The sequence below is a fragment of the Microbacterium sp. LWO13-1.2 genome, from assembly GCF_038397725.1.
In the GTDB taxonomy this organism is placed as follows: Bacteria; Actinomycetota; Actinomycetes; order Actinomycetales; family Microbacteriaceae; genus Microbacterium.
This window is the reverse complement of sequence record NZ_CP151634.1, coordinates 486627-513548: the sequence shown is the minus strand read 5'-3', so window position 1 is coordinate 513548 and position 26922 is coordinate 486627. Positions and strand designations below refer to the sequence as shown.

Here is a 26922-nt window from a genome sequence, read left to right as displayed (position 1 = left end):
GAACAGCCGTGTCGAACCTCGCCGTCCTGAGCCTCAAGAACCGCGCGCTCATCGCACTCATCACGATCGTCGCCGCGGTGTTCGGCGGCCTCGCGCTGACGAACCTCAAGCAGGAGCTCATCCCGTCGCTGGAGCTGCCCAACCTGATCGTGATGACCACGTATCCCGGTGCCTCGCCCGAGGTCGTCGAGAACGACGTGTCCACGCCCATCGAGTCGGCGATCCAGGGCGTGCCAGGACTCGAATCGACGACGGCGACGAGCACGACGAACGCCTCGATCGTGCAGGCGACATTCGCGTACGGCACGAATCTCGCGACGGCCGAGCAGAAGATCCAGCAGGCGATCAACCGGGTCGCGCAGCAGCTTCCCGACGACGTGAGCCCGCAGGTGCTCGCCGTGGCGATCGATGACTTCCCGGTCATCCAGGTCGCCGTCACCGGCTTCGACGACGCCGAGAACGCCCAGGCCGAACTCGAGCGCGTCGCGATCCCCGACCTCGAAGACGTCGATGGCGTCAACGCCGCACAGATCGTCGGCGGCATCGGCCAGCGGATCACCATCACCCCTGACGCCGCAGCCCTCGCCGAACAGCGCCTCAGCACGCAGGCGATCAGTCAGGCGCTGCAGCAGAACGGCACGCTCTTCCCCGGCGGTGACATCACCGAGAACGGCCAGACGCTCACCGTGCAGACGGGTGCGAAGATCACCTCCGTCGAAGAACTCGCGGCGCTCCCGCTGGTCGGATCCGCGGCGACGATCGGCGACGTGGCGACGGTCGCGCAGGAATCCGACCCGGTCTCGTCCATCTCCCGGGTCGACGGTGAGGACGCGCTGTCGATCTCGATCACCAAGCTCCCGGCGGCGAACACCGTCGAGGTCTCGCAGGGCGTGCTCGCGGCACTCGACGAGATCGGCAAGGCGTTCCCGGATGCCGAGTTCACGGTGATCTTCGATCAGGCGCCGTTCATCGTGCAGTCGATCGAGACGCTCGCCACCGAGGGTCTGCTCGGGCTCGCTTTCGCGGTGATCATCATCCTCGTCTTCCTGCTGTCGATCCGATCGACGCTGGTGACGGCGATCTCCATCCCGACGTCGGTGCTGATCACGTTCATCGGTCTGCAGGCGTTCGGCTATTCGTTGAACATCCTCACGCTCGGTGCGCTGACGATCGCGATCGGTCGCGTCGTGGATGACTCGATCGTCGTCATCGAGAACATCAAGCGGCACTACGTCGGAGACGCCGACAAGGGGGATGCGATCCGGCTCGCCGTGCGCGAGGTCGCCATGGCGGTCACCTCCTCCACGATCACCACGGTCGCCGTGTTCCTGCCGATCGTGTTCGTCGGCGACATGGTCGGCGAGCTCTTCCGTCCGTTCGCGGTGACGGTGTCGATCGCGATGATCGCCTCGCTGCTGGTCTCGCTGACGATCGTCCCGGTGCTCGCCTACTGGTTCCTCCGGCCGGGCAAGGAGCTGCTCGACGAGAACGGCAAGGCCATCGATCCGGAGCATCCGGACGCTCCGCCGACGCCGCTGCAGCGCATGTACCGCCCGATCCTCGGCTGGACTCTGAAGCACTCGGCGGTCACGGTGATCCTCGCCGTCGTCGTGCTCGGTGCCACCCTCGCGGCAGCGCCGTTGATGAAGGTGAACTTCCTCAGCGACTCCGGTCAGAACACGATGCGCGTCACGCAGGATCTCGGCCCGACCGCGAGCCTGGAGGCGAAGTCCGACGCGGCGATCGCCGTCGAGGAGGCGCTGCTCGGCGTCGACGGTGTCGAGCACGTGCAGGCCTCGATCGGCTCGAGCGGGTCGGCGCTGCGCGACGCGTTCTCCGGAAGCGCCGGTGTGACCTACTCGGTCCTGACCGATGGCGACGCCGACCAGGAGGCGCTGCGCGCCGACGTGCAGGATGCGATCGATTCGCTGTCGGATGTTGGCGAGATCGCCGTCGCGGCGAGCTCCGGCTTCGGGTCCAGTGATATCGAGATCACCGTCACCGCTTCGAATTCCGAGGATCTGCAGACCGCGACGTCAGCGGTCGTCGACGAGCTCGATGGACGAGACGGCGTCGGTCAGGTCACCGACAACCTTGCGGCGTCGTTGCCGTACATCGCGGTCGTCGTCGATCGCGTGGCGGCAGCGGAACGCGGCCTCTCCGAGGTCGCGGTCGGCTCCATCGTGTCGAACACGATGCGTCCGGAACAGCTCGGCTCGATCGAGATCGGTGACACGGCGCTGACCGTCTACCTCGCCGCATCCGAGCCGCCGGCGACGGCGGATGCGCTGCGTGCGCTCACGATCCCGACGCCGCTCGGCCTCGTGCAGCTGCAGGAGATCGCCACGGTGGAGGAGCGCAACGGGCCCACCTCCATCTCCACGGAGCAGGGGCGCCGTACGGCGACGGTCACGGTGCCGCCGGCCTCCGACAACCTCGCCGTCGCCACCGCTTCGGTCAACGAGGCGCTCGCCGCTGTCGAGCTGCCGGATGGAGCGTCTGCCGCCGTCGGCGGCGTCGCGACTCAGCAGGCCGACTCGTTCTCGCAGCTGGGGCTGGCGATGCTCGCCGCGATCCTGATCGTCTACGTGGTGATGGTCGCGACGTTCAAGTCGTTGCGTCAGCCGCTGCTGCTGCTCGTCTCTGTGCCATTCGCAGCGACCGGTGCGATCCTGCTGCAGATCGTCACCGGCGTGCCGCTCGGCGTCGCCTCTCTCATCGGGGTGCTGATGCTCATCGGCATCGTGGTGACGAACGCGATCGTGCTCATCGACCTGGTCAACCAGTACCGCGAGAAGGGGCTGTCGACCGCCGACGCGGTGATGGCCGGTGGAGAGAAGCGTCTGCGTCCGATTCTGATGACCGCACTGGCGACGATCTTCGCGCTCACGCCGATGGCGCTCGGCATCACCGGGCACGGCGGGTTCATCTCGCAGCCGCTCGCGATCGTCGTGATCGGCGGGCTCATCTCGTCGACCGTCCTGACGCTCATCGTGCTGCCGACGCTGTACAACCTCGTCGAGGGCGCGCGTGAGCGTCGGCGGGCGAAGCGGGCCGGTGCCGGCGATGTCGGCAGCGGTTCCGGCGATGCTTCGGAGTCGGGGACGGATGACGCGGCATCCGAGTCCGTGCTGCCGCACGCGCATCCGCTGACCCGTCGGGAGCTCCGCGAGCACCCGTCGGAGTAGCTGGCCGCTGATCGCGGGCCGATCGGCCCGCGATCCACTGGTTCATAACTCAGGAGATCCGGAGCCCGGGCGGGCGAGCGGTCGCGGAACTTCGCGGATGGAATCTGCGCATAGCCCTCGATGGGTCGGTTCTTCCTGAGTTGTGAACCGATCCGCGGCGAGCGTCAGCCGAGCTCGATGCCCCAGTGCAGGGTCCAGCTCTCGCCGGGCGCGAGGTGGCGGATGCCGAGGCCGCTGTTGAACGCGTCGGCGGGAGCGGTCATCGGCTCGATGGCGACCGCGAGTTCCTGACCGGGATAGCCGGTGGTCGTGTAGACCTGCGCGTAGTCGAAGCCCTCGCCCTGCCACAGGGTGACGCGACGGCCGTCGGGAGCGGTGAGCGAATGCCGTACGCGGCCGTCGGCGTCGCGGCTCAGGTCGGTGAAGCCGGTGTCGAGCGTCACATCGCCGAGCCTGACCCCCTCGCGGAGCGCCGCGTCGGCGGGCCGGGTGCCGATGGGCAGCATCCGCTCGTCGGTGTCGAATGCCGTCTCCGCGGGTATCCGCAGCACGAGGTCATGCGGGTCGACATCGCCGATCGTGACGAAGGGATGCGTCCCGAGCGCGACCGGCGCGGACTCGGCCGACCGGTTCGCGAGGACATGGATGACCTCGATGCCGACGTCGGTCAGCAGATAGGTGACCGAGGTCTCGACCAGGTACGGGTAGCCGGTCTGCGGCACGATCGTCGCCGTCAGGGTGGCCGCGGCATCCGTCTGGTCGATCTCGTAGGCGCTGAAGCGGAGCAGGCCGTGGCTGGCATTGTTCTTCGCCGGTTCGGTGATGGCGAGCTGCCGCATGGTGTCGCCGTCGTTCCATCGACCGTCGCGCACACGGTTCGGCCAGGGCGTCAGCACGACTCCGGAGCAGGCCGGCGTCGGCGCGTCGGCAGGGTACGGCGGCACGAGGTCGACGGTGCCGATGGCCAAGGAGCGCAGGGATGCTCCGACCTGCGAGATCTGCGCGGTGACGTCGCCGCGACGGAGGTGCACCTGGGTGCCGGTGGGGGAGTACGTGGTCACCAAGTCATCGTACGGGGAGGTTTCTCAGGCGCATCCGCTAAACTTGTGCGGTCGGCTTCGGACACCCGCGCAGAGCGCGGACGTTTTTGTGTAAGAAGTGTGAGTCCAGGGGCCGATGGTGAGCGTCGATCGACGCAAATCAACCATCACATGAATGGCCCCGGCCGCTGACAGTCCGGACCCCGAGCTTTTGTCTTGATCTTTGATGAGGCGCTGGGTGCTCGCGCGTGCGCGCAGCGCTGTTCTCGTGCGAGAACCCAGAAGGACTGCATCAATGCCCAAGAACAAGAAGCCCCAGGGCGGCCGGCCCGCCCGTAACTTCGAGCCGCGTTTCGCCGCGAAGAAGACTTCCTTCCACGACCGTCACCACGGCGCACCGTCGTCGGACGGCGAGCGTGGAGGCCGAGCGGATTCCACCGAACGCCGCTCCTCTCCCGCAGCCGGCGGCTACGACCGCCGTCCGGGCAGCCGCAGCGCCGGCCACCGTGGACACCGCCCCGTCGAGGCGGAGTCGGGTGCGCCGAAGCAGCGCTGGAGCGCGCAGGAGCGCGCCGGCCGCGACGAGGCACGCGGCATCCGCAATCGCGCCGAGTCGGGACGCCGCGAGGCCCCGCATCACCGCGATGAGCGTCCGCGCACGTCCGGCGGCGCCGACCGTCCGCGTTACACCGACCGTCCTGCCGCCGGGTCGGCCCGTCGTTTCGACGACCGCCCCCGCCGTGACGACCGCGGCGCGGGTTCGTACCGCAGCAGTGGCGATGCCCGCCAGCGTTTCGAGCGGAACTCGACCGAGCGTCCGACCGGTGCAGGCACCTACCGCGATGACCGTGCCGGTCAGGACCGCGGGCAGCGCCCGTCGACCGGAACCGGGAACTACCGCGGCGGCGGCTCCGATCGCCCCCGTTTCGACCGGAACGCGTCCGAGCGTCCGCGGTCCGATCGTGACGAGCGTCCGAACCGTTCCTTCGACGGCGATCGCGCACGCCGCGCCTTCGATCGTGATCGACTGAACCGTTCCTTCGACGACAGCCGCGACGAGCGTCCCCGCCCGTCGACCGGATCCGGAGCACACCGCGACGCCGCAGGCCGTCCGCGCTTCGACCGCGATGCCCGCCCGAACCGCGATGACCGCGGTGGCGAGCGCACCCGCCCGTCGACGGGCGGCGCCTACCGCACCGACCGTCCGCGTTTCGATCGTGACGAGCGTCCGCGTCGTGACGCGACCGAGCGTCCGCGTTTCGATCGTGACGAGCGTCCGCGCCGCGACGATCGCGGCTCTGACCGCCCGCGGTTCGATCGCACCTCCGCCGAGCGCCCGCGATTCGACCGTGACGACCGCCCGCGTCGTGACGCGAGCGACCGCCCGCGTCGCGACTCCAACGACCGCCCGCGCCGCGAGGACCGTCCCACCCGCGACAACTGGGACAAGTCGTCCAAGGCGAAGACCGAGCAGACCGAGGACGTCGTGCACGAGCGTCTCGAGGCGCAGTCCATCGAGGCTGTCGCCGTCGACGGCGTGAGCTTCGGAGACCTCGGCCTCGGCTCGAACATCGTCGAGACGCTGAACAACATGGGCGCCGCCTCACCGTTCGCTATCCAGGCCGCCAGCATTCCCGCGGTCCTCGAGGGCCGTGACGTGCTCGCTCGTGGCCGCACCGGCTCGGGCAAGACCATCGCGTTCGGTGCGCCGCTCGTCGAGAACGTCCTGAAGTCGCAGGCCGGCAAGCGCCGCGAGTTCGGTCGCTCCCCGCGCGCGATCATCCTCGCTCCGACGCGCGAGCTCGCTCTGCAGATCGACCGCACCATTCAGCCGATCGCCCGCAGCGTCGGCCTGTTCACCACGCAGATCTACGGCGGCGTGCCGCAGGGTCGTCAGGTGGGCGCGCTGAAGAAGGGCGTCGACATCATCATCGGCACCCCCGGTCGCGTCGAAGACCTCATCAACCAGGGCAAGCTCGACCTCTCAGACTGCCGCATCGCGGTGCTCGACGAGGCCGACCACATGTGCGAGCTCGGCTTCGTCGAGCCTGTGCAGCGCATCCTCCGGCACACCGCCGAGGGCAGCCAGAAGCTGCTCTTCTCGGCGACGCTCGACCGCGAGGTCGCAGCTCTCGTCGACGAATTCCTGGTGGACCCGGCCGTCTTCGAGGTCGCCGGTGAGGACCAGGACTCCAGCACGATCGAGCACCGCGTGCTCGTGATCGAGCACCGCGACAAGGCCGAGATCCTCACCTCGCTCGTCGACCGTGCAGGCAAGACGCTGGTCTTCGCCCGTACTCGCGCCTACGCCGACATGCTCGCCGAGCAGTTCGACGACGCGGGGATTCCCGCGGTTTCGCTGCACGGAGACCTCAACCAGGCCAAGCGCACGCGCAACCTCGAGCGTCTCACCTCGGGTCGCGTGAATGTTCTGGTCGCGACCGACGTCGCGGCTCGCGGCATCCACGTCGACGACATCGACCTGGTCGTGCAGGCGGATGCTCCGGACGAGTACAAGACGTACCTGCACCGCTCCGGCCGTACTGGCCGCGCTGGCCGCTCCGGCCGAGTGGTCACGCTGATCACACGCCAGCGTCAGCGCCGGATGACGGAACTGCTCGATCGTGCAGAGATCGACGCGCCGTTCGAGAACGCGCGCATCGATGACGACATCCTCGAGGAGATCACCGGTCGGGCGCCGAGCGCGGCCGACCTCACGGCGTGACCTATCAGGACGCGCTGATCTGCTAAGAATATGGCTAGGAGTTCTGGGGGTGGCCGACGGCTGCCCCCAGAACGTTGATCGCCTTCCCGTGCGTCGTCGATCATGTGCGCAGTGACAGTCGACCGGGGGGTTATGAATGATCGTGTTTCGACCGAGTGCACGCGCGCGGAGGCGCGCTGCCGGAGCCGTTCTGATCACCGCAGTCCTCGCCTCGCTGCTCGCTGCGTGTGTCGCGCCGCCGACGGCGGAACCGACATCGACCGCGACCTCCACGCCGACGCCCACACCGCCCGCGAACTCCTTGACCGCGGCGCGCATCGCCGAGATCACCGAGCAGCAGTGCCCCGCGACGGTCGCCGCCGACGTGCTGAGCGAACTCCCCGAGTCCGCGGCGAACGCCATCGATTTCATGGCCGCCACGGCGCAGTGCGGCCTGATCGCTCTGGTCACGCAGGCTCCTGCGCAGCCGGCGACCTTCGTCTCACCCCTGCAGTACACGGCGCCCTGTGCCTCCGCGGCGACGGTCACGGTGTGGGCGCACTACGACGATGACCTGATCTTCGGCAGCCCGACGATCCCGAACGCGCTGGCCGCAGGCCAGTGCATCCGGACGCTCTTCATCACGGGCTCCGACGCCGGAAAGGGCCCGGAGTACGCAGCGAACCGAGAGCGGGGCATCCGGGCGGCGTATGACGTCATCCGCGGCGCCGAGGGCGAGTGGGCCGATATGACGGTCGGGCTGCGCAGCGGTCTGACGATCACCACGACCTCGCCCGTCGGTGATGCTCGCGTCGCGTTGCTGTTCGTGCGGCTGCCGGACGGGGGCCTGGACTCGAGTGGTTTCAGCGCCACCGGCAACCAGGCGCTGCCCCAGCTCCTCTCCGGGGCGCTCGAAGCGATAACGACGATCGACACCGGCCAGCAGGTCACGCTTGCGGCGCTGGAAGCCACCGTCGCCGAAGTGGTGACCGCGTATGCGCCGCAGGCGGTGCTCGCCCACATGCCTGCTGTGTCTCCGCTGGCGCATGGCGACCACCCTGACCACTCCGCCACCGGCACCCTGGTCGCGAACCTCGTCGATCGGGGGGTGGTCGAGAGCGCGAAGGTCCAGTACGCCGTCGGGTACCCCAGCGAGTGGAACGGCGTGAACCTCGGGGGCGACGAGCTGCAGCGCAAGCTCGAGGCCTTTGCTGCGTACGCCTCCCACGACTCGGTGTTGAAGTGCTCGACGGCCGAAAGTTGCCTGAACGTGCGGAAGTTCGGTGCCTGGCTGCAGCGGCAGTACCTGGTTCCGGATGCGGACGTCGCTCGCTGAGCCGAAGACGCCTGTCGCCGCGCTCTAGTCGAGTCGGTGCTCGTGGACCGCAGAGGTCAGCGTCGTCCCGTTCAGGTCGAGGTACAGCTCTCGTTCCGTGACCGAGAGCGTGAGGGTGTTGCGCCGCTCGAGCACGCCGACGGCGGAGTCGATGAAGCCCGGGTCGAAACTGTGCAGGGTGAGCGCGTCAGACTGATGGATGCGCTTCCCGACCCACGGTGCCATCACCTTCGCCGGATCACGGTGGGTGTAGACGGTGGTGCGCTCGGCGAGTTTGCTGCCGTAGTGCAGCCGTTCGGCATCCGGGGCTCCGACCTCGATCCAGGTGAGGATCCGGCCGGTGAGATCACGCACCAGCACGGCGGGCTCCTCGGTGGACGAGATGCCGTCGCCGAAGGTGATCCCCTCGCCGTACTCCAGGCAGTAGGCCAGCACACGAGTGAGCATGTACGCATCCGTCTCGGAGGGATGCCGTGCCACGCGGAGCGTGAAGTCGTCGTAGACGCCGCGGTCCATATCGGCGAGTTGCACGGTGAAGGTGTGGATCATTGCGCCGATGGCCATAACCGTCGAGCCTACGCGCTCACCACCCTCTGCAAACCCACGGTCATCAGAACAGCATCGCCGGCGCAGGAGCGGGTGCTGCAACCGGCGCGGGGCGAGCCGACATCCGTCGCGGTGGAGTGACGTCATCCTCGTCACGACCGTCCAGGCCATGCGCGCGGATGAGAGGGCGGGTGCGTTTCGCGAGCCACTGCCGGTACGCCTTCGGGGCGACGGATGCCGTACCCGGGTAGAGCGCCCGGTAGGACGAGAGGAGGTCAGGACGGAACTCGCCCAGCCACTGGATGAACCAGGGCTTCACGCCCGGACGCAGGTGGAGGGCGCCGTAGATGACGTAGGCGGCGCCGGACGCCTTGATGCGCTGGAGCGCCTCATTGATCGCCGCGACCGAGTCGGTGAGGTGCGGCAGGATCGGCATCAGGAAGACCCCGACCCGGAACCCGGCGTCCGCGAGCGCCCGCACGGTGTCCAGACGCGCCTGGGTGCTGGGCGTGCCGGGCTCGATCGCCTTCTGGAGCTCATCGTCGTACATGGCGATGGACATCTGCACGTCGACGGGTACGCGCTGCGCGGCCTTTACGAGCAAGGGGATGTCGCGCCGGATCAAGGTGCCCTTGGTCAACACCGAGAACGGCGTGCCCGAGGCGGCGAGCGTCTCGATGATCCCGGGCATCAGCTGGTAACGGCCCTCAGCGCGCTGATATGGGTCGGTGTTCGTCCCCAGGGCGACCAGCTCATGATCCCAGCTGCCGCGACGGAGCTCCTTCTCCAACACTTCGGCGACGTTGACCTTCACGACGATCTGCGAATCGAAGTCCCCGCCGCCGTCGAGGTCGAGGTACTCGTGCGTGCCGCGGGCGAAGCAATAAACGCACGCATGACTGCACCCACGATAGGGATTGATCGTCCAGCTGAACGGCATCCGCGAGGCACCGGGCACGCGGTTGAGCGCCGACTTGCTGAGCACCTCGTGGAACGTCATCCCGGCGAACTCGGGCGTGGTCACCGAGCGGAGGACGCTGGAGCGATCTTCCATTCCTGGCAGGGCGGCGGCATCCACATCTCCGACCTTCTGTCCCTGCCAGCGCATACTCTATGCGAACATATGAACGAATGAGTGTCAAGCCGAAAGGGGATTTATGTTCGATCAGTGAGGATGGGGGACAATGGAGGGATGTACGCCGCCCCGCAGCCACAGCATGCGGAGTCGCGATCCCCGATCCACGGACCTGCTCTGCCCATCGGTCTCGCGATCACCGCGCTCGGCGTGCTGCTCTCCTTGGCCGGCGCTTCCGATGCGTCGACGTCTGCGGCCGTGCAACCGGAGCCCTTGGCCGTGCTGGAGGTGCCGGCGGTCGACGTCGGAGCGACACCGGCGGTCGATCCGTGCGCGGACCCGGCGGTTCAGCAGGCGCTGGCGGCGGGAGACGACGCGGCGACGGTCGCAGGATTCGGCGGCGGCGAGAGCTTCCGCGCCGCTGTGGTCGCCGGCAACGCGCCGTGCATCGCCCTCGACGATCCTGCGCACAGCTGGGTCGTCGTGAACAAGGCACGACCTCTCGTGCCGATGGATTACGCCCCGCCGGTGCTGGAGCCGCTGCCGATGCAGACGACGACGAGCGCGAATCAGGTGCGGCCCGAAGTGGCTGCGGCCGCGGGGGAGCTGGCCCAGGCCGCGGATGCTGCCGGAGTGGGGCAGCTCGGGGCGAACAACGGATACCGCTCCTACGGGCTGCAGGTGGCCACATACGAGTCGTACGTGGAGGACCTGGGGCAGGCCGAGGCGGATGCCGGATCGGCTCGCCCCGGACACAGTGAGCACCAGACCGGACTCGCGCTCGATGTCGTCGCCTGTGGAGGCGGCTGCGGGGGGATCGACGGTTTCGGTGGTACCCCGCAGAGCGACTGGGTGGCGGCGCACGGCTGGGAGCACGGATTCATCGTCCGGTACGAGACGGTCGGCACCGGGGCGACGGGCTACGAGCCCGAGCCCTGGCATATCCGCTACATCGGGGTGGACCTCGCGGCCGCCTATCACGACGGCGGCTTCCACACGCTCGAGGAGTTCTTCGGCCTGCCGGCTGCTCCCGACTACCCGCACTGAGTCGCGATACGGAGCTCGATGAGCGCGGCTGGCGGCTTCCCACAATCGCGGTACCCAGTCTCATGAATTGTGGGATGCATTCTCACAATGGCTGTCTTCCCTGCGGCGTACCGACATAGAATCGCCGGAGCAATGACGCACGAACGTTCAGGAGGACGGCATGGAACGCGACATCTATGAAGAGGACCACGAGGCTTTTCGCGACCTCGTCAAGGATTTCGTCAAGCGCCACGTGAACAACGCGGCGATCGAGAAGTGGGATGCCGCGGGTGAGATCGACCGCGCGACCATGCTCGCAGCCGGCGAAGCCGGCCTGATCGGACTCTCCGTTCCGGAGGAGTTCGGCGGCGCGGGAATGCTGCAGGATTACCGCTTCCGCACGATCGTGATGGAGGAGGTCATCGCGGCCGGCGCCGGCTCGCTCGCGGGGGCCTTCGGCATCCAGGACGACCTGGCCGTTCCCTACCTCGTGCACATGGGCACGCAGGAGCAGAAGGAGAAGTGGCTGCCCCGCATGGCGACCGGTGAGGTGCTCGGCGCACTCGCCATGACCGATCCGGGTGCCGGTTCCGACCTCCGCGGCATCAAGACCAACGCGAAGAAGGTCGACGGCGGCTACATCCTCAACGGCGCGAAGACGTTCATCTCGTCTGGCACGACGGCCGACGTGGTCGTGACCTTCGTGAAGACCGGAGAGGGCAACCGCCCCGACGCGTTCAGCCTGCTGCTCGTCGAGAAGGGCATGGAGGGCTTCGACCAGGGCAAGAAGCTCAGCAAGATGGGCTTCCACGGCTGGGACACCGCCGAGCTCAGCTTCACCGACGTGTTCGTCCCCGACGAGAACCTGATCAGCGGCAAGGAGGGTCAGGGTTTCATCCAGCTGATGCTGAACCTGCCCCTTGAGCGCCTGTCGATCGGCGTCGCCGCAGCGGCGGCCGCGCAGGCGGCCCTGGACTGGACCGTGGCCTACACGAAGGACCGCGAGGCGTTCGGCGAGCGCATCGCCGACTTCCAGAACACGCGCTTCCGGCTCGCTGACATGTCGGCGACCACTGACGCGATGTGGGCCTACATCGACCGCGCACTGCTCGCGTACAAGGACAAGAAGCTCACCGCGGAAGACGCGGCGAAGGTCAAGTTCTGGGCGACGGAGCGCGAGTGGGAGGTGCTCGACACCGGCGTGCAGCTGCACGGCGGCTACGGCTACATCATGGAGTACCCGATCGCGCGGGCCTTCACCGATGCCCGCGTGCACCGCATCTACGGCGGCACCAACGAGATCATGCGCGACCTCGTCGGTCGCCAGATCGTCGGCAAGCGCTGACGTCACGTTTCACGAGGGCCCCGGATGCCGCATCCGGGGCCCTCGTTCATTTCGCCGTGGTGAACGACTTCTGAGTCGTCCCTTCGATGCGGGCACAGCTTCGGAGTCGCCTCGCGACACCCCAGTGGGGGATGCCGCTGTGCGGCGTGTCGCCGAGACTCCCCGAAGTGTGCGCGGGCGAGGACCCACCAGGGCGGGGCCCGGCCTGGCGGGTGACTCAGGCTCGCCGAGCGCGCCCGCCGACTCCGGCCGTGCGCAGGCGATCGGCGATGAGGATGCCGAGGGCAGTGGCGCCGACGCAGCTCGCCAGCGTGAGGGCGAAGAACGCCACCTGCACGCCGGTGCTCATCGCGCCGAGGTCGAACGACGCCCAGGCCAGCACCGGATAGACGATGCCGACGATGACCGCGCCGAGGTAGTGCAGCCACGTGCCCCAGTAGCGCCAGATCACGAACAGGAACGGCAGCTCGGTGAACGCCGCCCACCACAGGTTCGTGAGCACGCTGCGGAAGCCGTATCCGGAGAACGGCACGAGGATGAGCCCGGCGAGAAGGCCGACGAGCAGTCCGACCAGCGGGCGCTTGAGCAGCCGGAGGGCGATCACCGACGGCAGCAGCCAGAGCCCGGCCAGCGCGACGCTCACGAACGGCAACCCAGCGAACATCAGGGTCGAGATCCAGTTCGCCGGGGCGAGCAGCAGCGCGCCGGCCACCCCGAGCGCCGCGCAGGTCAGCAGGATCGCGGTCGGCAGGCGGAATCGGCCCGCTGCTCCCGTGCGAGGTCGAGAAGGCACCCCGGACGGGGCTGCCGGATGCGTTTCTGACGTCGCACCGACATAGGGATTCGTCTCGGATGCCGCATCGCGGTCGGCCGCTGCATTCCCCGCATCCGTCCCACTCATGCGAGGGGCTCCGCTGCGGCCTCGCGTGCGGCCTTGGATGCCGGGGATGCGGCGCCGATCTTCCAGTACCCGCAGAAGCTGACCAGGTTCTTGTCGACGTCGCGCTCGCCGACGAGATGCTTGCGCACGCCGGAGGCGAGAGCCTGCTCACCGGCGCCGTAGGTGTGGAACGGTGCTTCCGGGAGTTCGGTCTCCCGGAGCCGCGCCAGTGCGACCGTGCCGGGCTGCTGATCATGCGCGCGCACGACCCAGCTCACCTCGACTCCGGAGGGATGCGGGAATTCGAGCGCGTCGTCGTCGGACGGCACCTCGATGATCGCCGTTCCGGTGGCGTCGGCGGGAAGGGAGGCGCAGATGGATGCGATGGCGGGCAGTGCGGTCTCATCGCCCACGAGCACGACCCGGTCTGTCCCGCGCTGCGGATTGAACGTCAGGCCCTCGTCGATGATCAGCACGTGCTCTCCCGGCTGGCAGGTCTCGGCCCAGCGTGATGCCGGGCCGGCAGTGCCGTCGGCGGCCGACCCGTGCAGCACGAAGTCGACGTCGATCTCCGCGCCCTGGTCGCCCACGGCAGGCCGGTAGGCGCGCACCGTGTAGTTGCGCATCACCGGGCGCTCATCATCCGGGATGCGCAGGAACTTCAAGTAACCGAACATCTTGTTGGCCTTCGCCGGAACCCGCTCGAGCCCTGCTTCTCCCGCGATCGGCAGGAACAGCCGGAACCACTGGTCGAAGCCCATCGGGCGGAACTTCGCGATCTCGCCCTCGCCGAACGTGATCCGCATCCAGTGCGGTGAAAGTCGTTCCGAGCGCAGCACGGTGAGGTGGATGAGCTCCGACGACTCGGGCTTGACGAGCTTGCTGAACGCCATGGGGCGCCTTTCTCTCAAAAGCTGAAGGTGAGGATGAAGATGAGGGCGGATGCCGCCAGGCACAGTGCGATGAAGATCCAATCGCGTGTGCGGAACGGCACGAGGTGGCGCTCGGTGCGGGTGGGGTGGGCTCCGAACGCGCGGGAGTCCATGGCGAGTGCGACGCGCTCCGCGTGCCGGATCGCGCCGGCCAGCAGCGGCACGATGTAGCCCCAGCCGCGGGCGATGCGCGAGAAGGGGCCGCTCCCACCGTGATGGCCGCGCACGCGATGCGCGGCACGGATCACCGCGAGCTCGTGACCGAAGCGGGGGACGAACCGGAACGCCGCCAGTGCGGTGTATCCGATCCGGTACGGCACGCGCAGCTGCTGCCCGCTCGCGCGCACCAGGTCGGGGCCGGTCGTGGTGAGGCCGCCGATGAGGGCGAGCGCGAGGATCGCGCCGAGCCGCAGACCGGTCGCGAAGCCGATGTCGAGCGCGCCGGCGAACAGGGTCCAACCGCCGAGCTGCAGGACGGGGGCGGTGTCGTCGACGCGTGCCGCATCCACCCATAGCGAGAATCCGATGCCGATGGCCGTCACGCCGACCGGCAGCGCGAGAAGCAGCAGCGCCGCGGTACGCCGAGTGAGCCGGGCGCCGACCAGGATCAGTGCGTAGGCGACGACGAGGAACGCGGTCGGGGTGGTCATGTCGCGGACGAAGACCAGCGCCACCATGGCCGGCGCGACGCCGATGACCTTCGAGAGCGGATTCAGGCCGTGCAGGAACTGCCGGCGTGATGCGGGCGCCGCGGCGGCGTACGGGTCGATGACGGTCGTGGTCGTCATGTCTCGCGGATCCTTCCGCGCAGCGCGGGCGGCAGCATCCGGTGCAGCGCGGGCAGGCGAAGACCCGCGTCGGCGAACAACGCCTCGTCGCGGAAGAGATCTCCCGTCGAGCCTGCCGCGTGCACGCGCCCCTCGGCGAGCACGACGGTGTGCGTCGTGTGGTCGGCGACGAGCTGCAGGTCATGGGTGACGAGCACGATCGTCGTGCCCGATTCGCGCAGGGACTCCAGCAGCGTGAGCATTTCGGATGCGCGGGCCCTGTCCTGGCCGAAGGTCGGCTCGTCGAGGGCGAGCACACGCGGCCGAGCGATCAGGGCCGTGCCCACCGAGAGTCGGCGCTTCTCGCCGCCGGACAGCAGGAACGGATGCACGTCGGTCTTGGCTTCGAGTCCGAAGCGCTCGAGCATCTCGTGGACGCGCTCTGCGACCTCGGCATCCGGCGTGTGCCGCAGCCGCAGGCCGTGGGCGAGCTCGTCGAACACCGTGTGCGCGATGAACTGATGTTCGGGATTCTGGAAGACGAAGCCGATGCGGGCGGCGAGATCCCGCGGGGAGGCGGAGCCGGCGTCGAGACCGTCGACGACGACCTGATGCCTCGGCGGCGGGACGACGCCGGCCAGCGCCTGGATCAGCGTCGTCTTGCCTGCGCCGTTCGCACCGACGATCGCGGTGAGGCTGCCGGTGGGGATGTCGAGATCGATGCCGTGGAGGATCTCGGTGCGGTGCCGTCGAACGGTGAGACCGCGGGCTCGGACGATCGAGTCGCCCTCGCCCGCATCGCCGGGGTGCACCTGTCGGGCGAAAGTACGGATGTCGGTCGATTCGGGCGCGTTTCGACCTGCATCCGTGCTTTGGGCATGCATCTGTACCGTGCCCAGCGCCTCGGCCAGCTGTTCCGGCGTGACCGGGAGCGGGTCGAGGCGGATGCCGTCCGCTTCCAGCCGCCGCGCGGCGAGGGTCGCGGCCGGGAGCCACACACCCATCTCGATCAACTCGTCGGTGTGCGCGCGGATGATCTCGGCCGCGGGGCCGTCGAACGCGACGCGGCCCGTGCGATCGAGAACGATCGTCCGGGTGACGAGCTCCATCGCCGCATCCAGGTTGTGCTCGACGAGCAGGATGGCCCGATCGCCCTCGGCCACGACGTCGGCGAGAGCGGCGTAGACGTCGTCGATGCCCTGCGTGTCGAGGTTGGCCGTCGGCTCGTCGAGCACGATCAACGGCGAACCCAGAGCGAGTGCGCAGGCGATCGCGAGGCGTTGGCGGCCACCGCCGGAGAGCCGGTCGGGGTTGTCCGCGCGACGATCCCAGAGCCCCACCCGGCGCAGGGCCTCCTCGGATCGCCGATGCACCTCTGCGACCGGCAGCAGCAGGTTCTCCGGGCCGAAGGCCACCTCGTCGTAGACGCTTCCGGTGACGATCTGCGCGTCGGGGTCCTGGAAGACCATGCCGACCCGGGTGCTGAGCATCGCCGTCGGTGTGGTCGTGGTGTCGAGCCCGCCGGCCTCGACCGTGCCGGACATGCTCGTCGGCAGCGCGTGCGGGATGAGTCCGTTCAGCGCGAGCGTGAATGTCGATTTGCCCGAGCCGGATGGGCCGAGCAGCAGGACGACCTCGCCAGGGTGGATGTCGAGGTTCACCTCACGGGGGGAGGGGAACGCCGCATCCACGTGAGTGAGGGTGAGGTCACGCACGCGAAGCAGAGGCGCGGATGAGCGCACGGCGGAACCTCGGGTAGGCGGGTCGAATACCCTCTTAACTTAGCCTAGCCTTACCTGATTCGCCATCCGGCGGTGGATGCCGGCGTTCACCGCTCCGCGTTCGTCAGCGCCGTGCCACGCCGGCGCGGCGCAGCGCCGAGCCGATCCCCAGGCCGACGGCCGTCCAGGCGATCGGACCGAGGACCGAGATCGTCAGGTACAGGATCTGCGCCCACGGCGCCATCACGGCGAGGTGCGCGGCGAAGTAGACGACGACGGCGACGAGCACGCCGATCACGGCCGCGGAGATGAAGAACCGCCACGGACCCCAGGATCGGTACCGGGTGAGGGCGGCGACACCCTCCTGGATGGCGCCGAACAGGAGCGCGGTGCCGAGGAAGCGCAGCGTCCACGCCGGGTTGAACGCGCTCGCGATGAGAGCTGCGACGACATGCGTGACGATCGCCACGAACGGCTGGCGGAGCACCTCCTGCGCGATGATCCCCGGCAGCACGTGCGAACCGAGCACCAGGCCGTAGAGGAAGAACGGTCCCAGCAGGACGGGGATCGTCAGCCAACCGGCGATCCCGCCGAGGATTCCGGTCGCGACTCCGATCGCCGCACAGACGAGCAGCACTCGCGTCGACAGGGTGGAGGTGCGGGTCACTTTCTCAGCCTACTGGCGACGAAAGTCACGGGGGCTGGACGTTCGTCTATGACACTGCGGCGCACCTGGTGTGAGACCGGGAGTCGCACTAGGTTGATCGACAATGTGGCAACCCGGCCGCATCATGACCACCGGGAGCAGTACATGGGTTCAACCCCACTCCGGATGGCAGCAGCCACAACCCTGGCTGCGCTGTTCATCGCTTCGACGGCAACCGCAGGATACGCAGGCGTGGAGGAGGTGACAGATCCTGTTCCGGTCGCCGGCACGCCGGGGCACTACATCGTGGTGATGAAGTCCGACCCGTTGGCCAGCTACACGGGCGACGTGAACGGACTCAAGGCGACCAAGCCGGATGCCGGCGCTCAGCTCGAGGCGCAGTCCGACGACGCTCAGCGCTACGTGAAGCACCTGAAAGGTGAGCAGAAGAGCCTCGCCGAGGAGATCGGGGTCACCCCGGACACCACCTACCAGGTCGTGCTCAACGGCTTCAGCGCCGAGCTCACCGGCGAACAGGTCGACAAGCTGCGCACCTCGAAGGACGTGTTCGGCGTCTTCCCCGACGAGATCCGTCACCCGGATGCCCAGACGTCGACCGATTTCCTCGGACTCGGCGATGACAAGAAGGGCCGCGGCGGCGTCTGGGAGGACACCGGCGGGGTCGGCAAGGCAGGCGAGGGCGTCGTGGTCGGCGTCATCGACACCGGCATCGCGCCGGAGCATCCCTCCTTCGACGGCAAGAAGCTGAAGAAGCAGAAGAAGCAGCAGAACCGCCACAAGGGCAACCAGCCCTATACCGACGGCACCTACGTCTACTTCGACAAGTCCGACGGCGGCCAGTTCCAGGCCGAGATGCTCGATGCCCAGGACTGGGACAAGGGCGACTACTCGACCAAACTCATCGGCGCCCAGTACTTCTCCGCAGGAGCCGCGGCGGCGGGCTTCGACTTCCAGTACGACTATCTGTCGCCCCGCGACGGCGATGGCCACGGTTCGCACACCGCCAGCACCGCGGCGGGCAACTTCAAGGTGAACGCCTCCGTCGGCGGTGTCGATTTCGGCAAGGTCTCCGGTGTCGCCCCCGGCGCGAAGGTGGCGGCATACAAGGCGTGCTACGTCGGCCCGGACACCACGGTCACCACCGATGACATCTGCGCGCTGAGCGATCTCGTCGGCGCCATCGACAAAGCCGTCGCCGACGGCGTCGATGTGATCAACTACTCGATCGGCGGCGGAGCAGCCTCGACGGTGCTCGCTCCCGAAGACATCGCGTTCCTGAACGCGGCGGCTGCCGGCGTGTTCGTCGCCGTCAGCGCCGGCAACGACGGTCCGGACTCGGCCACCGCTGATCATGCATCGCCGTGGTACACCACGGTGGCGGCATCCACGATCCCGACCTGGGAGGGAACCGTCCAGTTCGAGGGCTTCGAAGAGGCCGGCGCCTCGGTGAGCGTGCCCTTCGGCAGCACCCTGCAGGGCCCCTCGGTCTACGCGGGGGACGCGGCGGCGGCGGATGCCGTCGACGCGCAGCTGTGCCTCCCCGGAACACTCGATCCGGCGAAGGTCACCGGCCACATCGTCGTCTGCGACCGCGGTGGCAACGCGCGCGCCGAGAAGTCGCAGGTCGTGAAGGATGCCGGCGGCATCGGCGTCGTGCTGGTGAACGTGCCGGGTGGTGCGGATTCGCTCGACAACGACTTCCACGCCGTGCCGACGGTGCACCTCTCCTCGGTGCACCACGAAGCCGTGCTCGCGTATGTGCAGGGCGGAGCAGACCGTCCGATCACGCTCGTCGGCGAGAACACCACCGGCGAGACCACTCCGGTTCCGCAGATCGCCGGATTCTCCAGCCGCGGTCCGATGCTGGCCGACGGCAGCGACATCATGAAGCCGGACGTCACCGCCCCCGGTGTCGCGATCCTCGCGGCCGGGCACAATGCCGCAGGTGCGGATCCGACGTTCGAGATCCTCTCCGGAACCTCGATGTCGTCGCCGCACGTCGCGGGCCTCGGCGCCCTGTACCTCGGCGAGCGTCCGAACGCGACGCCTGCAGAGGTGAAGTCGGCGATGATGACCACCGCGTACGACACCGTGCTGGCGGATGGTTCGGCGAACACGAACCCCTTCGAGCAGGGCGCAGGTCACGTCGACCCGACCCGCTACTTCGAGCCGGGTCTGCTGTACCTCAACGGCATCGCCGACTGGGCGGCCTTCATCGAGGGCAAGGATCTCGCGGAGTTCGACGGCGTCGAGCCGATCGACGGCAGCGACCTCAACATCGCGTCGATCTCGATCGGTTCGCTGGCGAGTGCGCAGACGGTGACCCGCACAGTCACCTCGACCGAGGCGGGCACGTTCACGGCATCCGTCGACGTTCCCGGTGTCGACGTGACCGTCGAGCCGGCCACGCTCGAGTTCGGCGCCGCGGGCGAGACGGCGACGTTCAACGTCACCTTCGACAACAAGAGCGCCCCGGTCGAGCAGTGGGCGACCGGCTCGCTCACCTGGTCGAGCGATTCGAACACGGTGCGTTCTCCGATCGCGGTGTTCCCGGTGACGGCGGATGCTCCGGCCGAGGTCGCGGGCACCGGCGTCGACGGTTCGACCGAGGTCGAGATCACGCCGGGTGTGGACGGCGACCTGCCGCTCAACCTGTCCGGTCTGACGCCGTTCGAACTGCTCGTCGACGAGGCCAACCCTGTCGAGGGGCACTCGGGCAACGAGAACTCGGGCGATGAGAACAAGGACGTGTCGTGGATCGTGACGGTGCCGGAGGGCACCGCGCTGTCGCGGTTCGACCTCGATTCCTCGGATGACGAAGGCAGCGATCTCGACCTCACGGTCTTCCGGGTCGTGTCGCCGGATGACCTGCGCTACCACCAGCGCTGGGCGTCGGCGACCGGCTCGGCGGACGAGCAGGTCACCGTCGTCGCACCGACCGCGGGAACGTATCTGGTGGTCGCGAACGTGTACTCGACGACCGGGCCGATGACGTGGGATATGTCCTACGCCAACGTCGTCCCGGGCGGAGAGGGCGCGTTCACCGCGACGCCGAATCCGATTCAGGCCGTCCGCGGTGAGAAGACGAGCTACGAGCTGAGTTGGACCGGCCTCACCGCCGGCACCGACTACCTCGGCGTCGTGCGGTACGGCGACTCCGAGGTGCGCACCGTCGTGACGGTCGCCGCCGAGTAGCCCACTCGCACAGCGCCCCGCGGTCCACGGACCGCGGGGCGCTGTGCTGCGCGCGCCCGTTCATCGCGCGATCGGCGCCGCTCGTCGCAGCATCCGCTCGAGTGCTCACGCGCGCGGCCCGCGCTTTTCTAGCGTGGGGAGACGCAACGATGCGCACACCGAGGAGATCTCCATGACTGCACCTTCATCGGGCCGCCGCGACGGCACCGCGATCGTCGATGACGAACCTCCTGTCGCCACCGACCCGAATCTTCCCCCGGTCGCCCTGACCGACGAGCACCACGAGAAGGCGAATCGCTGGACCTGGCCCAAGATCCTCATCTGGTCGGCGATCGCGCTGCTGGGTGCGGTGGCCTGGACGATGCTCGCGATCGTCCGCGGCGAGACCGTCAACGCGATCTGGTTCGTGTTCGCGGCCGTCTGCACGTACCTGATCGGCTACCGCTTCTACTCCAAGGTGATCGAGAAGTACATCACCCGACCCGACGACCGCCGGGCCACCCCGGCCGAGGTCAAGCAGGACGGCAAGGACTACGTCCCCACCGATCGCCGTGTGCTCTACGGCCACCACTTCGCCGCCATCGCCGGCGCCGGTCCGCTCGTGGGCCCGGTGCTCGCCGCCCAGATGGGCTACCTCCCCGGCACGATCTGGATCATCGTCGGCGTCGTGCTCGCCGGTGCGGTGCAGGACTACACGGTCCTGTTCTTCTCCATGCGCCGCGGTGGTCGCACGATCGGCCAGATGGCCAGGCAGGAGCTCGGCAGGATCGGCGGCACGGCCGCGATCGCGGCATCCCTCCTGATCATGCTGATCATCGTCGCGATCCTCGCGCTCGTCGTCGTCAACGCGCTGGGGGAGAGCCCCTGGGGTGTCTTCTCGGTGGCGATGACCATCCCGATCGCGATCTTCATGGGCGTCTACCTGCGGTACCTGCGCCCCGGCAAGGTCACCGAGGTCTCGATCATCGGGTTCGTGCTGCTGATGGCGGCCATCATCGGCGGCGGATGGGTTGCTGGCACCGACTGGGGTCAGGCGATCTTCCACCTCGACCGCACCACGATCGCGTGGGGCATCATCATCTACGGCTTCATCGCCGCGGTGCTTCCGGTCTGGTTGCTGCTCGCCCCGCGCGACTACCTGTCGACCTTCATGAAGATCGGCGTGATCGTGATGCTCGCCGGCGCCATCATCCTGGTGCGTCCGGAGATCACCGTCCCGGCCGTCAGCATCTTCGGCGAGAACGGCATGGGGCCGGTGTTCGCCGGTCCGCTCTTCCCCTTCCTGTTCGTGACGATCGCGTGCGGGGCGCTGTCGGGTTTCCATGCTCTGATCGCCTCGGGAACGACACCGAAGCTCATCGAGAAGGAGCGCCAGTCGCGCTTCATCGGCTACGGCGGCATGCTCATGGAGTCGTTCGTCGCGATCATGGCGCTGGTCGCCGCGATCTCGATCGACCAGGGCATCTACTTCGCCATGAACGCGCCGGCGGCGGTGACCCAGGGCACGGTGGAAGGTGCAGTCGCGTTCGTGAACTCCCTCGGGTTGACCGGGGTGAACCTGACGCCGGAGATGCTGACGGGCACCGCCGAGGCGGTCGGCGAGGAATCGATCGTCTCCCGCACGGGTGGGGCTCCGACGCTCGCGCTCGGCCTCGCGCACATCATGCAGCAGGCCCTCGGCGGGCAGGCGCTGATGGCCTTCTGGTATCACTTCGCGATCATGTTCGAGGCCCTTTTCATCCTCACGGCCGTGGATGCCGGTACCCGTGTCGCCCGCTTCATGCTGCAGGACTCGATCGGCGCCTGGTTCCCGAAGTTCCGCGACGTGTCATGGCGCCCCGGCGTCTGGATCTGCACCGCGATCATGGTGGCCGGCTGGGGAGCGATCCTCATCCTCGGCGTGACCGACCCCCTCGGCGGCATCAACACGTTCTTCCCGCTGTTCGGCATCGCGAACCAGCTGCTCGCAGCGATCGCGCTCGCCGTGGTGCTGGCCATCGTCGCGAAGCGCGGCCGGAGCTACGTCAAGTGGCTGTGGATCATCGGTCTGCCGCTCGCGTTCACCGCCGTCGTGACCATCACGGCGTCGCTGTACAAGATCGCCTCCCCGGTGCCGGCGATCGGATACTGGGCGAACCACTTCCGGTACGTCGAGGCCCGCGACAGCGGCGATACGTCGCTGGGCGCTCCCGAGGTGCTCGACGCGGTCATCCGCAACACGGCGGTGCAGGGCACGCTGTCGATCATCTTCGTGACGCTCGCGATCATCGTGATGGTGGCCGCCGTCATCGTGACGATCAGGGCCATCCGCAACGGCGGCGGCGAGAACACCGAGGAGACCCCGGTGGCCTCGCGACGCTTCGCTCCGGCCGGCTTCCTGCCGAACGCGGCCGAGCGCGAGCTCGAGAAGCAGTGGGAACCGCTGCTCGCCGAGGAACGCAAGGCGACGACCCACTGATGAGTACGCGATGACGAACCACACGGATGCCGCGACCGCCCCTCTGCGCACGCTCGCGCGTGCTGCAGGGCGGGTCGGCCGCGGCATCCGCTGGTACATGACCACGCTGATGGGCGACACGGCCTATGCGACGTACGTCGCCCATCATCGGCGCCAGCATCCTGACGAGGAGCCGATGACGGAGCGGCAGTTCTGGCGGCAGCGGATGGATGACCAGGATCGCAATCCCGGTGCGCGCTGCTGCTGACGGCGAGGCTCGTGACGGCGCAGGATGCCGCGGTGCCTAGGCTGAGGGCATGACCGACGTCGTTCTCGCTGCGGTGCTCGGCGTGCTCGGCGGGATCGTCCTGACAGTCCTGCTGCTGCTCGCCCGTCGCCTGGCGCGCGGTGCGGCCGATCTCGGCAGCGAAGCCGAGCAGGCCGCACTCGACGCGCTGCACCACGCGAGCCTCGCCGCTCCCCACCTGCGCGCGGGTCTCGCGGCGCCGGCCGTCGTCAAGGCTGCCCGTCACCTGCGCGTGCTGCTCGGCAGCGCGGCGGTGGCCATCGTGAGCGCCGATGGCACCGTGTCATTCGACGGGCCCTCCGACGGGCTGGAGTCGGCTGCCGTCCGGATCGCCGGGCAGGTCACCGCTTCGGGTCGGCGGCAGGTGTTCCCCTCACCGGGGCCGGACGACGATCTCGAGGCCGTCGGTGCGCCGATCCTCGTCGAAGGCCGGGCCGTCGGGGCCGTCGTCGCGTTCGCGGCACCGGTGCGGGCCGCGCTCGTCCGGGCGGCCGAGGAGGTCGCCGACTGGTGCGCAGCACAGGTCGAGCTCGGCGATCTGGAAGCGTCGCGCACCCAGCTGGCCGAGGCGGAGTTGCGATCACTGCGGGCGCAGATCTCGCCGCACTTCATCTACAACGCGCTGACGGCCATCGCATCATTCATCCTCAGCGACCCCACCCGTGCTCGCGAACTGGTTCTCGAGTTCGCCGACTTCACGCGCTACTCCTTCCGGCGGCAGGGCGAGTTCACCACCCTCGCCGAGGAACTGGGCAGCATCCACTCCTATCTCGAACTCGAAAGCGCGCGCTTCGGCGACCGGCTGAAGGTCACTCTGCAGATCGCCCCGGAGACCCTCGCGACGGTGATCCCCTTCCTCTCCGTGCAGCCGCTGGTCGAGAACGCCGTTCGGCACGGGCTGGAGCCGGGAGAGGGCGGAGGAGAGATCCGCATCGCGTCTCGTGACGACGGCACGCACACCGAGATCTCGGTGGAGGACGACGGTGTCGGCATGGACCCGGAGGGGCTGCGCGCCACGCTCACCGCCGCCGATGACGGTCTGCACGTCGGACTCCGAAACGTCGACACGCGCCTCCGTCAGCTCTACGGGGCCGAGAGCGGACTGATCGTCGAGACCAACACCGGCGCGGGTACCCTGGTGCGCATGCGGGTGCCGAAATCGCAACCGCTGCACGACCCGGACAACGACTGAGGTGCGCATGATCGACGTCCTCGTCGCCGACGACGAGAAGCCGGCACTCGATGAACTCGTCCACCTGCTGCGCACGGACGACCGCATCGGCGAGATCCTCACTGCCGCAAACGGTGCGGACGCGCTTCGTCAACTCTCCGAGCGTGCCGTGCAGATCGCGTTCCTCGACATCCACATGCCCGGGTTGCTCGGTACCGCGCTCGCGCGTGCACTGCTCGCTCTGGCCAGGCCACCGGCCGTGGTGTTCGTGACGGCCGACGAGGCCCGAGCGGTGGAGGCGTTCGAGTTGCGCGCCGTGGACTACCTGCTCAAACCGGTCCGCGCGGAGCGCCTGCGTGGTGCCGTCGATCGCGTCCTCGAGATCGGCGACGCGGCGAGTGCCGGCGACGATGAGATGGTGCCTGTCACGGTCGGCGCCGCCGTGCGGTTCGTGCGGCGCAGCGACGTGCGCTGGGTGCAGGCGCAGGGCGACTACTCGCGTCTGCACACCGGAGACGGTGCCGGGCATCTCGTGCGCATCCCGATCTCTGAGCTCGAGTCCCGGTGGGCGGATGCCGGGTTCATCCGCATCCATCGCTCCTCGCTCGTGCGCATCCTGGCGGTGACCGAGGCGCGCCTTTCCGGGGCGGAGCCCGTGGTGTCGATCGGTGACCTTTCGCTGCCGGTCAGTCGTCGTCTGGTGCCGACGGTGCGTGATGCCCTCCTGCGCGGCGAGGGTGCGGGATGACGGCGACCCCCAAGCGCGTACGGGTGACTGCCGATCTCCCCGCTCGGCGGACGCCGACATCGACCCGCGGCATCGCGCTGCCCGGTTCGCCGGTGGACGAGGCGGATGCCGTCTACGCTCGAGCGCTCATGCGCAGCCAGCTCCGCCTCGCGCTCGGCACGATCGCCGGCTTCGTGCTCGTGGTGGTGGCGCTGACGCTGACGATCGCCTTGATTCCCGAGATCGGGCAGATCCTGGTGTGGGGTCTTCCCCTGTCGTGGCTGCTCCAGGCGTATGCGTTCTATCCGATCATCCTCGTGTTCGCGGTGCTCTACCTGCGCACCGCGGCTCGCAATGAGCGGCGCTATCGTGCGCTGCTGGCTCGCGAATGAACGCGGCCATGGACCTGGTGGGCGTCGCGCTCGTCGTCGCGGCGACGCTGCTCATCGGGGTGTACGGACTGCGCATCTCGCGAACGACGAGCGACTTCTTCGTGGCGTCGCGCACCGTGCGGCCGGTCTGGAACGCGTCGGCGATCAGCGGGGAGTATCTCTCGGCCGGCACGTTCCTCGGCCTGTCGGGGCTCGTGCTGCTCGACGGCGCCAGGGGGTTCTGGTTCCCCATCGGCTATGCAGCCGGGTATCTGCTGGTGCTCGCGTTCGTCGCCGCGCCGCTTCGACGCAGTGGCGCCTACACGATCCCCGATTTCATCGAGGCACGACTGGAGTCGACTGCGGCTCGACGGGTGACGAGCATCGCGGTGCTCATCATCGGCTGGCTGTACATCGTGCCGCAGCTGCACGGGGCAGGGATCACCCTGCTCGTCGTGGCAGGGGTACCCGAGTGGGTCGGAGCGGTCACGGTGGCCGTGCTCGTGGCGGCGGCGGTGGCTGCCGGCGGCATGCGCGCGATCACCTATGTGCAGGCGTTCCAGTACTGGCTCAAGCTCACGGCGCTGCTCGTGCCGGTCGTCTTCATCGCCTTCGCGCTGAGCGGCGGGCCGCATGAGTTCGATCCTGCGCTGGTCTTCCCCGCCGAGGCCGGTCCCTCGGGTTTCGACGCCTATGAGACGGCATCCCTCCTGCTCGCGCTGCTGCTCGGAACCATGGGCCTGCCGCACGTTCTGGTGCGGTTCTACACGAGCCCGAACGGAGTGTCGGCGCGACGGACGACCGTGATCGTCATCGCCATGGTGAGCGCGTTCTACGCGGTTTCGAGCACGATGGGCCTGCTGGCGCGTATCGCCGCTCCCGACCTCGCAGTCCCCGGTCTCGCCGACACCGTCGTGCTGCAGCTCCCCTCGCGCGTCTTCCCCAGCCTGCTCGGCGAACTGCTCACGGCGCTCATCGTGGCCGGAGCATTCGCCGCGTTCCTCGCGACTTCGGCGGGGATCGTGGTGTCGCTCGCCGGCGTGATCAGCCAGGACGTGTTCTCCGGGTCGGTGCGCTCGTTCCGCCTGTCCGCCGTCCTGTGCGCGTTGGTGCCGCTCGCGGTCGCGTTGCTCACGGCGCCGGCCGGACTGGGGTCCAGCGTCGGTGTCGTCTTCGTCGTGGCGGCGTCGACGCTGTCACCTGTCGTGCTGTTGGGGGTGTGGTGGCGCGGGCTCACCGCCCGCGGTGCGGTGGCGGGGATGCTGTCCGGGGGTCTCGCGGCCGGACTCGCGCTGCTCGTGCATGCGGCGATCGGGGGAGTCGGAGTGGCGGCACCGTACCTCGCGCAGCCGGCCGCGTGGACGATTCCCCTCGCCGCGGTCGTCACGATCGTCGTGTCCCTGCTCGATCCGCGGGCACCGTCGCCTCGCACCGACCGGTTCCTTGCGCGGGTGCATACGCCGGAGCGCGGCTGATTCGCGGCATCC

20 protein-coding genes are annotated in these 26922 nt (G+C 68.6%); 12 read left to right on the top strand and 8 right to left on the bottom strand.

Features of this window, described 5'->3' with window-relative positions; all coding sequences use genetic code 11:
- Nucleotides 1–8: 8 nt before the first annotated feature.
- Entirely contained in the window at nt 9–3188 is a 3180-nt protein-coding gene (locus MRBLWO13_RS02415; RefSeq protein WP_341976192.1) for an efflux RND transporter permease subunit, read from the top strand.
- A 164-nt stretch (nt 3189–3352) separates the two neighbouring features.
- Here the strand turns inward: MRBLWO13_RS02415 and MRBLWO13_RS02410 are convergent, their stop codons facing one another.
- Nucleotides 3353–4249: an aldose 1-epimerase family protein gene (locus tag MRBLWO13_RS02410; protein WP_341976191.1), complete on the bottom strand. Its 897-nt coding sequence runs from the start codon at nt 4247–4249 to the stop codon at nt 3353–3355.
- A gap of 274 nt (nt 4250–4523) precedes the next feature.
- On the opposite strand from MRBLWO13_RS02410, the gene MRBLWO13_RS02405 reads away from it, so the two are divergent.
- Together MRBLWO13_RS02405 and MRBLWO13_RS02400 are read left to right on the top strand one after the other, a co-directional pair.
- Nucleotides 4524–6953, top strand: a complete 2430-nt coding sequence (locus tag MRBLWO13_RS02405) for a DEAD/DEAH box helicase (protein WP_341976190.1) — start codon at nt 4524–4526, stop codon at nt 6951–6953.
- A gap of 136 nt (nt 6954–7089) precedes the next feature.
- Nucleotides 7090–8268, top strand: coding sequence for a PIG-L family deacetylase (locus MRBLWO13_RS02400; protein WP_341976189.1), 1179 nt, complete (start codon nt 7090–7092; stop codon nt 8266–8268).
- 24 nt (nt 8269–8292) lie between these two features.
- Here MRBLWO13_RS02400 and MRBLWO13_RS02395 read toward each other — a convergent pair whose 3' ends face one another.
- The gene (locus tag MRBLWO13_RS02395; protein ID WP_341976188.1) at nt 8293–8832 is read right to left on the bottom strand and encodes a YaeQ family protein; all 540 of its coding nucleotides are present in this window, start codon (nt 8830–8832) and stop codon (nt 8293–8295) included.
- 46 nt (nt 8833–8878) lie between these two features.
- Entirely contained in the window at nt 8879–9922 is a 1044-nt protein-coding gene (locus MRBLWO13_RS02390) for an Rv2578c family radical SAM protein (protein WP_341976187.1), read from the bottom strand.
- An 84-nt stretch (nt 9923–10006) separates the two neighbouring features.
- On the opposite strand from MRBLWO13_RS02390, the gene MRBLWO13_RS02385 reads away from it, so the two are divergent.
- The gene (locus tag MRBLWO13_RS02385; RefSeq protein WP_341976186.1) at nt 10007–10936 is read left to right on the top strand and encodes a M15 family metallopeptidase; all 930 of its coding nucleotides are present in this window, start codon (nt 10007–10009) and stop codon (nt 10934–10936) included.
- Nucleotides 10937–11096: 160 nt separating this feature from the next.
- Nucleotides 11097–12260: an acyl-CoA dehydrogenase family protein gene (locus tag MRBLWO13_RS02380; RefSeq protein WP_341976185.1), complete on the top strand. Its 1164-nt coding sequence runs from the start codon at nt 11097–11099 to the stop codon at nt 12258–12260.
- A 217-nt stretch (nt 12261–12477) separates the two neighbouring features.
- Here the strand turns inward: MRBLWO13_RS02380 and MRBLWO13_RS02375 are convergent, their stop codons facing one another.
- The 5 genes from MRBLWO13_RS02375 to MRBLWO13_RS02355 all read right to left on the bottom strand — a co-directional run bounded on the left by MRBLWO13_RS02375 (nt 12478) and on the right by MRBLWO13_RS02355 (nt 17227).
- The gene (locus MRBLWO13_RS02375; RefSeq protein ID WP_341976184.1) at nt 12478–13161 is read right to left on the bottom strand and encodes an ECF transporter S component; all 684 of its coding nucleotides are present in this window, start codon (nt 13159–13161) and stop codon (nt 12478–12480) included.
- Entirely contained in the window at nt 13158–14033 is an 876-nt protein-coding gene (locus MRBLWO13_RS02370) for a siderophore-interacting protein (RefSeq protein ID WP_341976183.1), read from the bottom strand. The genes MRBLWO13_RS02375 and MRBLWO13_RS02370 overlap by 4 nt, the downstream gene beginning before the upstream one ends.
- Nucleotides 14034–14047: 14 nt before the next feature.
- Entirely contained in the window at nt 14048–14860 is an 813-nt protein-coding gene (locus tag MRBLWO13_RS02365) for an energy-coupling factor transporter transmembrane component T (RefSeq protein WP_341976182.1), read from the bottom strand.
- Nucleotides 14857–16581: an ABC transporter ATP-binding protein gene (locus MRBLWO13_RS02360; RefSeq protein ID WP_341976181.1), complete on the bottom strand. Its 1725-nt coding sequence runs from the start codon at nt 16579–16581 to the stop codon at nt 14857–14859. The genes MRBLWO13_RS02365 and MRBLWO13_RS02360 overlap by 4 nt, the downstream gene beginning before the upstream one ends.
- A 103-nt stretch (nt 16582–16684) precedes the next feature.
- Nucleotides 16685–17227: an ECF transporter S component gene (locus MRBLWO13_RS02355; RefSeq protein ID WP_341976180.1), complete on the bottom strand. Its 543-nt coding sequence runs from the start codon at nt 17225–17227 to the stop codon at nt 16685–16687.
- Between the two features lie 144 nt (nt 17228–17371).
- Here MRBLWO13_RS02355 and MRBLWO13_RS02350 point away from each other — a divergent pair, with 144 nt between their 5' ends.
- The 7 genes from MRBLWO13_RS02350 to MRBLWO13_RS02320 all read left to right on the top strand — a co-directional run bounded on the left by MRBLWO13_RS02350 (nt 17372) and on the right by MRBLWO13_RS02320 (nt 26910).
- Nucleotides 17372–20422: a S8 family serine peptidase gene (locus MRBLWO13_RS02350; protein WP_341976179.1), complete on the top strand. Its 3051-nt coding sequence runs from the start codon at nt 17372–17374 to the stop codon at nt 20420–20422.
- A 172-nt stretch (nt 20423–20594) separates the two neighbouring features.
- Nucleotides 20595–22880, top strand: coding sequence for a carbon starvation CstA family protein (locus tag MRBLWO13_RS02345; protein ID WP_341976178.1), 2286 nt, complete (start codon nt 20595–20597; stop codon nt 22878–22880).
- 10 nt (nt 22881–22890) lie between these two features.
- Nucleotides 22891–23127, top strand: a complete 237-nt coding sequence (locus tag MRBLWO13_RS02340; RefSeq protein ID WP_341976177.1) for a YbdD/YjiX family protein — start codon at nt 22891–22893, stop codon at nt 23125–23127.
- A 49-nt stretch (nt 23128–23176) separates the two neighbouring features.
- On the top strand, nt 23177–24358 hold the full coding sequence (locus MRBLWO13_RS02335; protein ID WP_341976176.1) for a histidine kinase: 1182 nt from the start codon (nt 23177–23179) through the stop codon (nt 24356–24358).
- Nucleotides 24359–24365: 7 nt separating this feature from the next.
- Nucleotides 24366–25085 carry a LytTR family DNA-binding domain-containing protein gene (locus MRBLWO13_RS02330; protein WP_341976175.1) on the top strand — a complete coding sequence of 240 codons (720 nt, stop codon included), beginning with the start codon at nt 24366–24368 and terminating at the stop codon, nt 25083–25085.
- On the top strand, nt 25082–25456 hold the full coding sequence (locus tag MRBLWO13_RS02325; protein WP_341976174.1) for a heavy metal transporter: 375 nt from the start codon (nt 25082–25084) through the stop codon (nt 25454–25456). Before MRBLWO13_RS02330 ends, MRBLWO13_RS02325 begins: the two co-directional genes overlap by 4 nt.
- Nucleotides 25453–26910, top strand: a complete 1458-nt coding sequence (locus tag MRBLWO13_RS02320; RefSeq protein WP_341976173.1) for a cation acetate symporter — start codon at nt 25453–25455, stop codon at nt 26908–26910. The genes MRBLWO13_RS02325 and MRBLWO13_RS02320 overlap by 4 nt, the downstream gene beginning before the upstream one ends.
- Nucleotides 26911–26922: the final 12 nt, after the last annotated feature.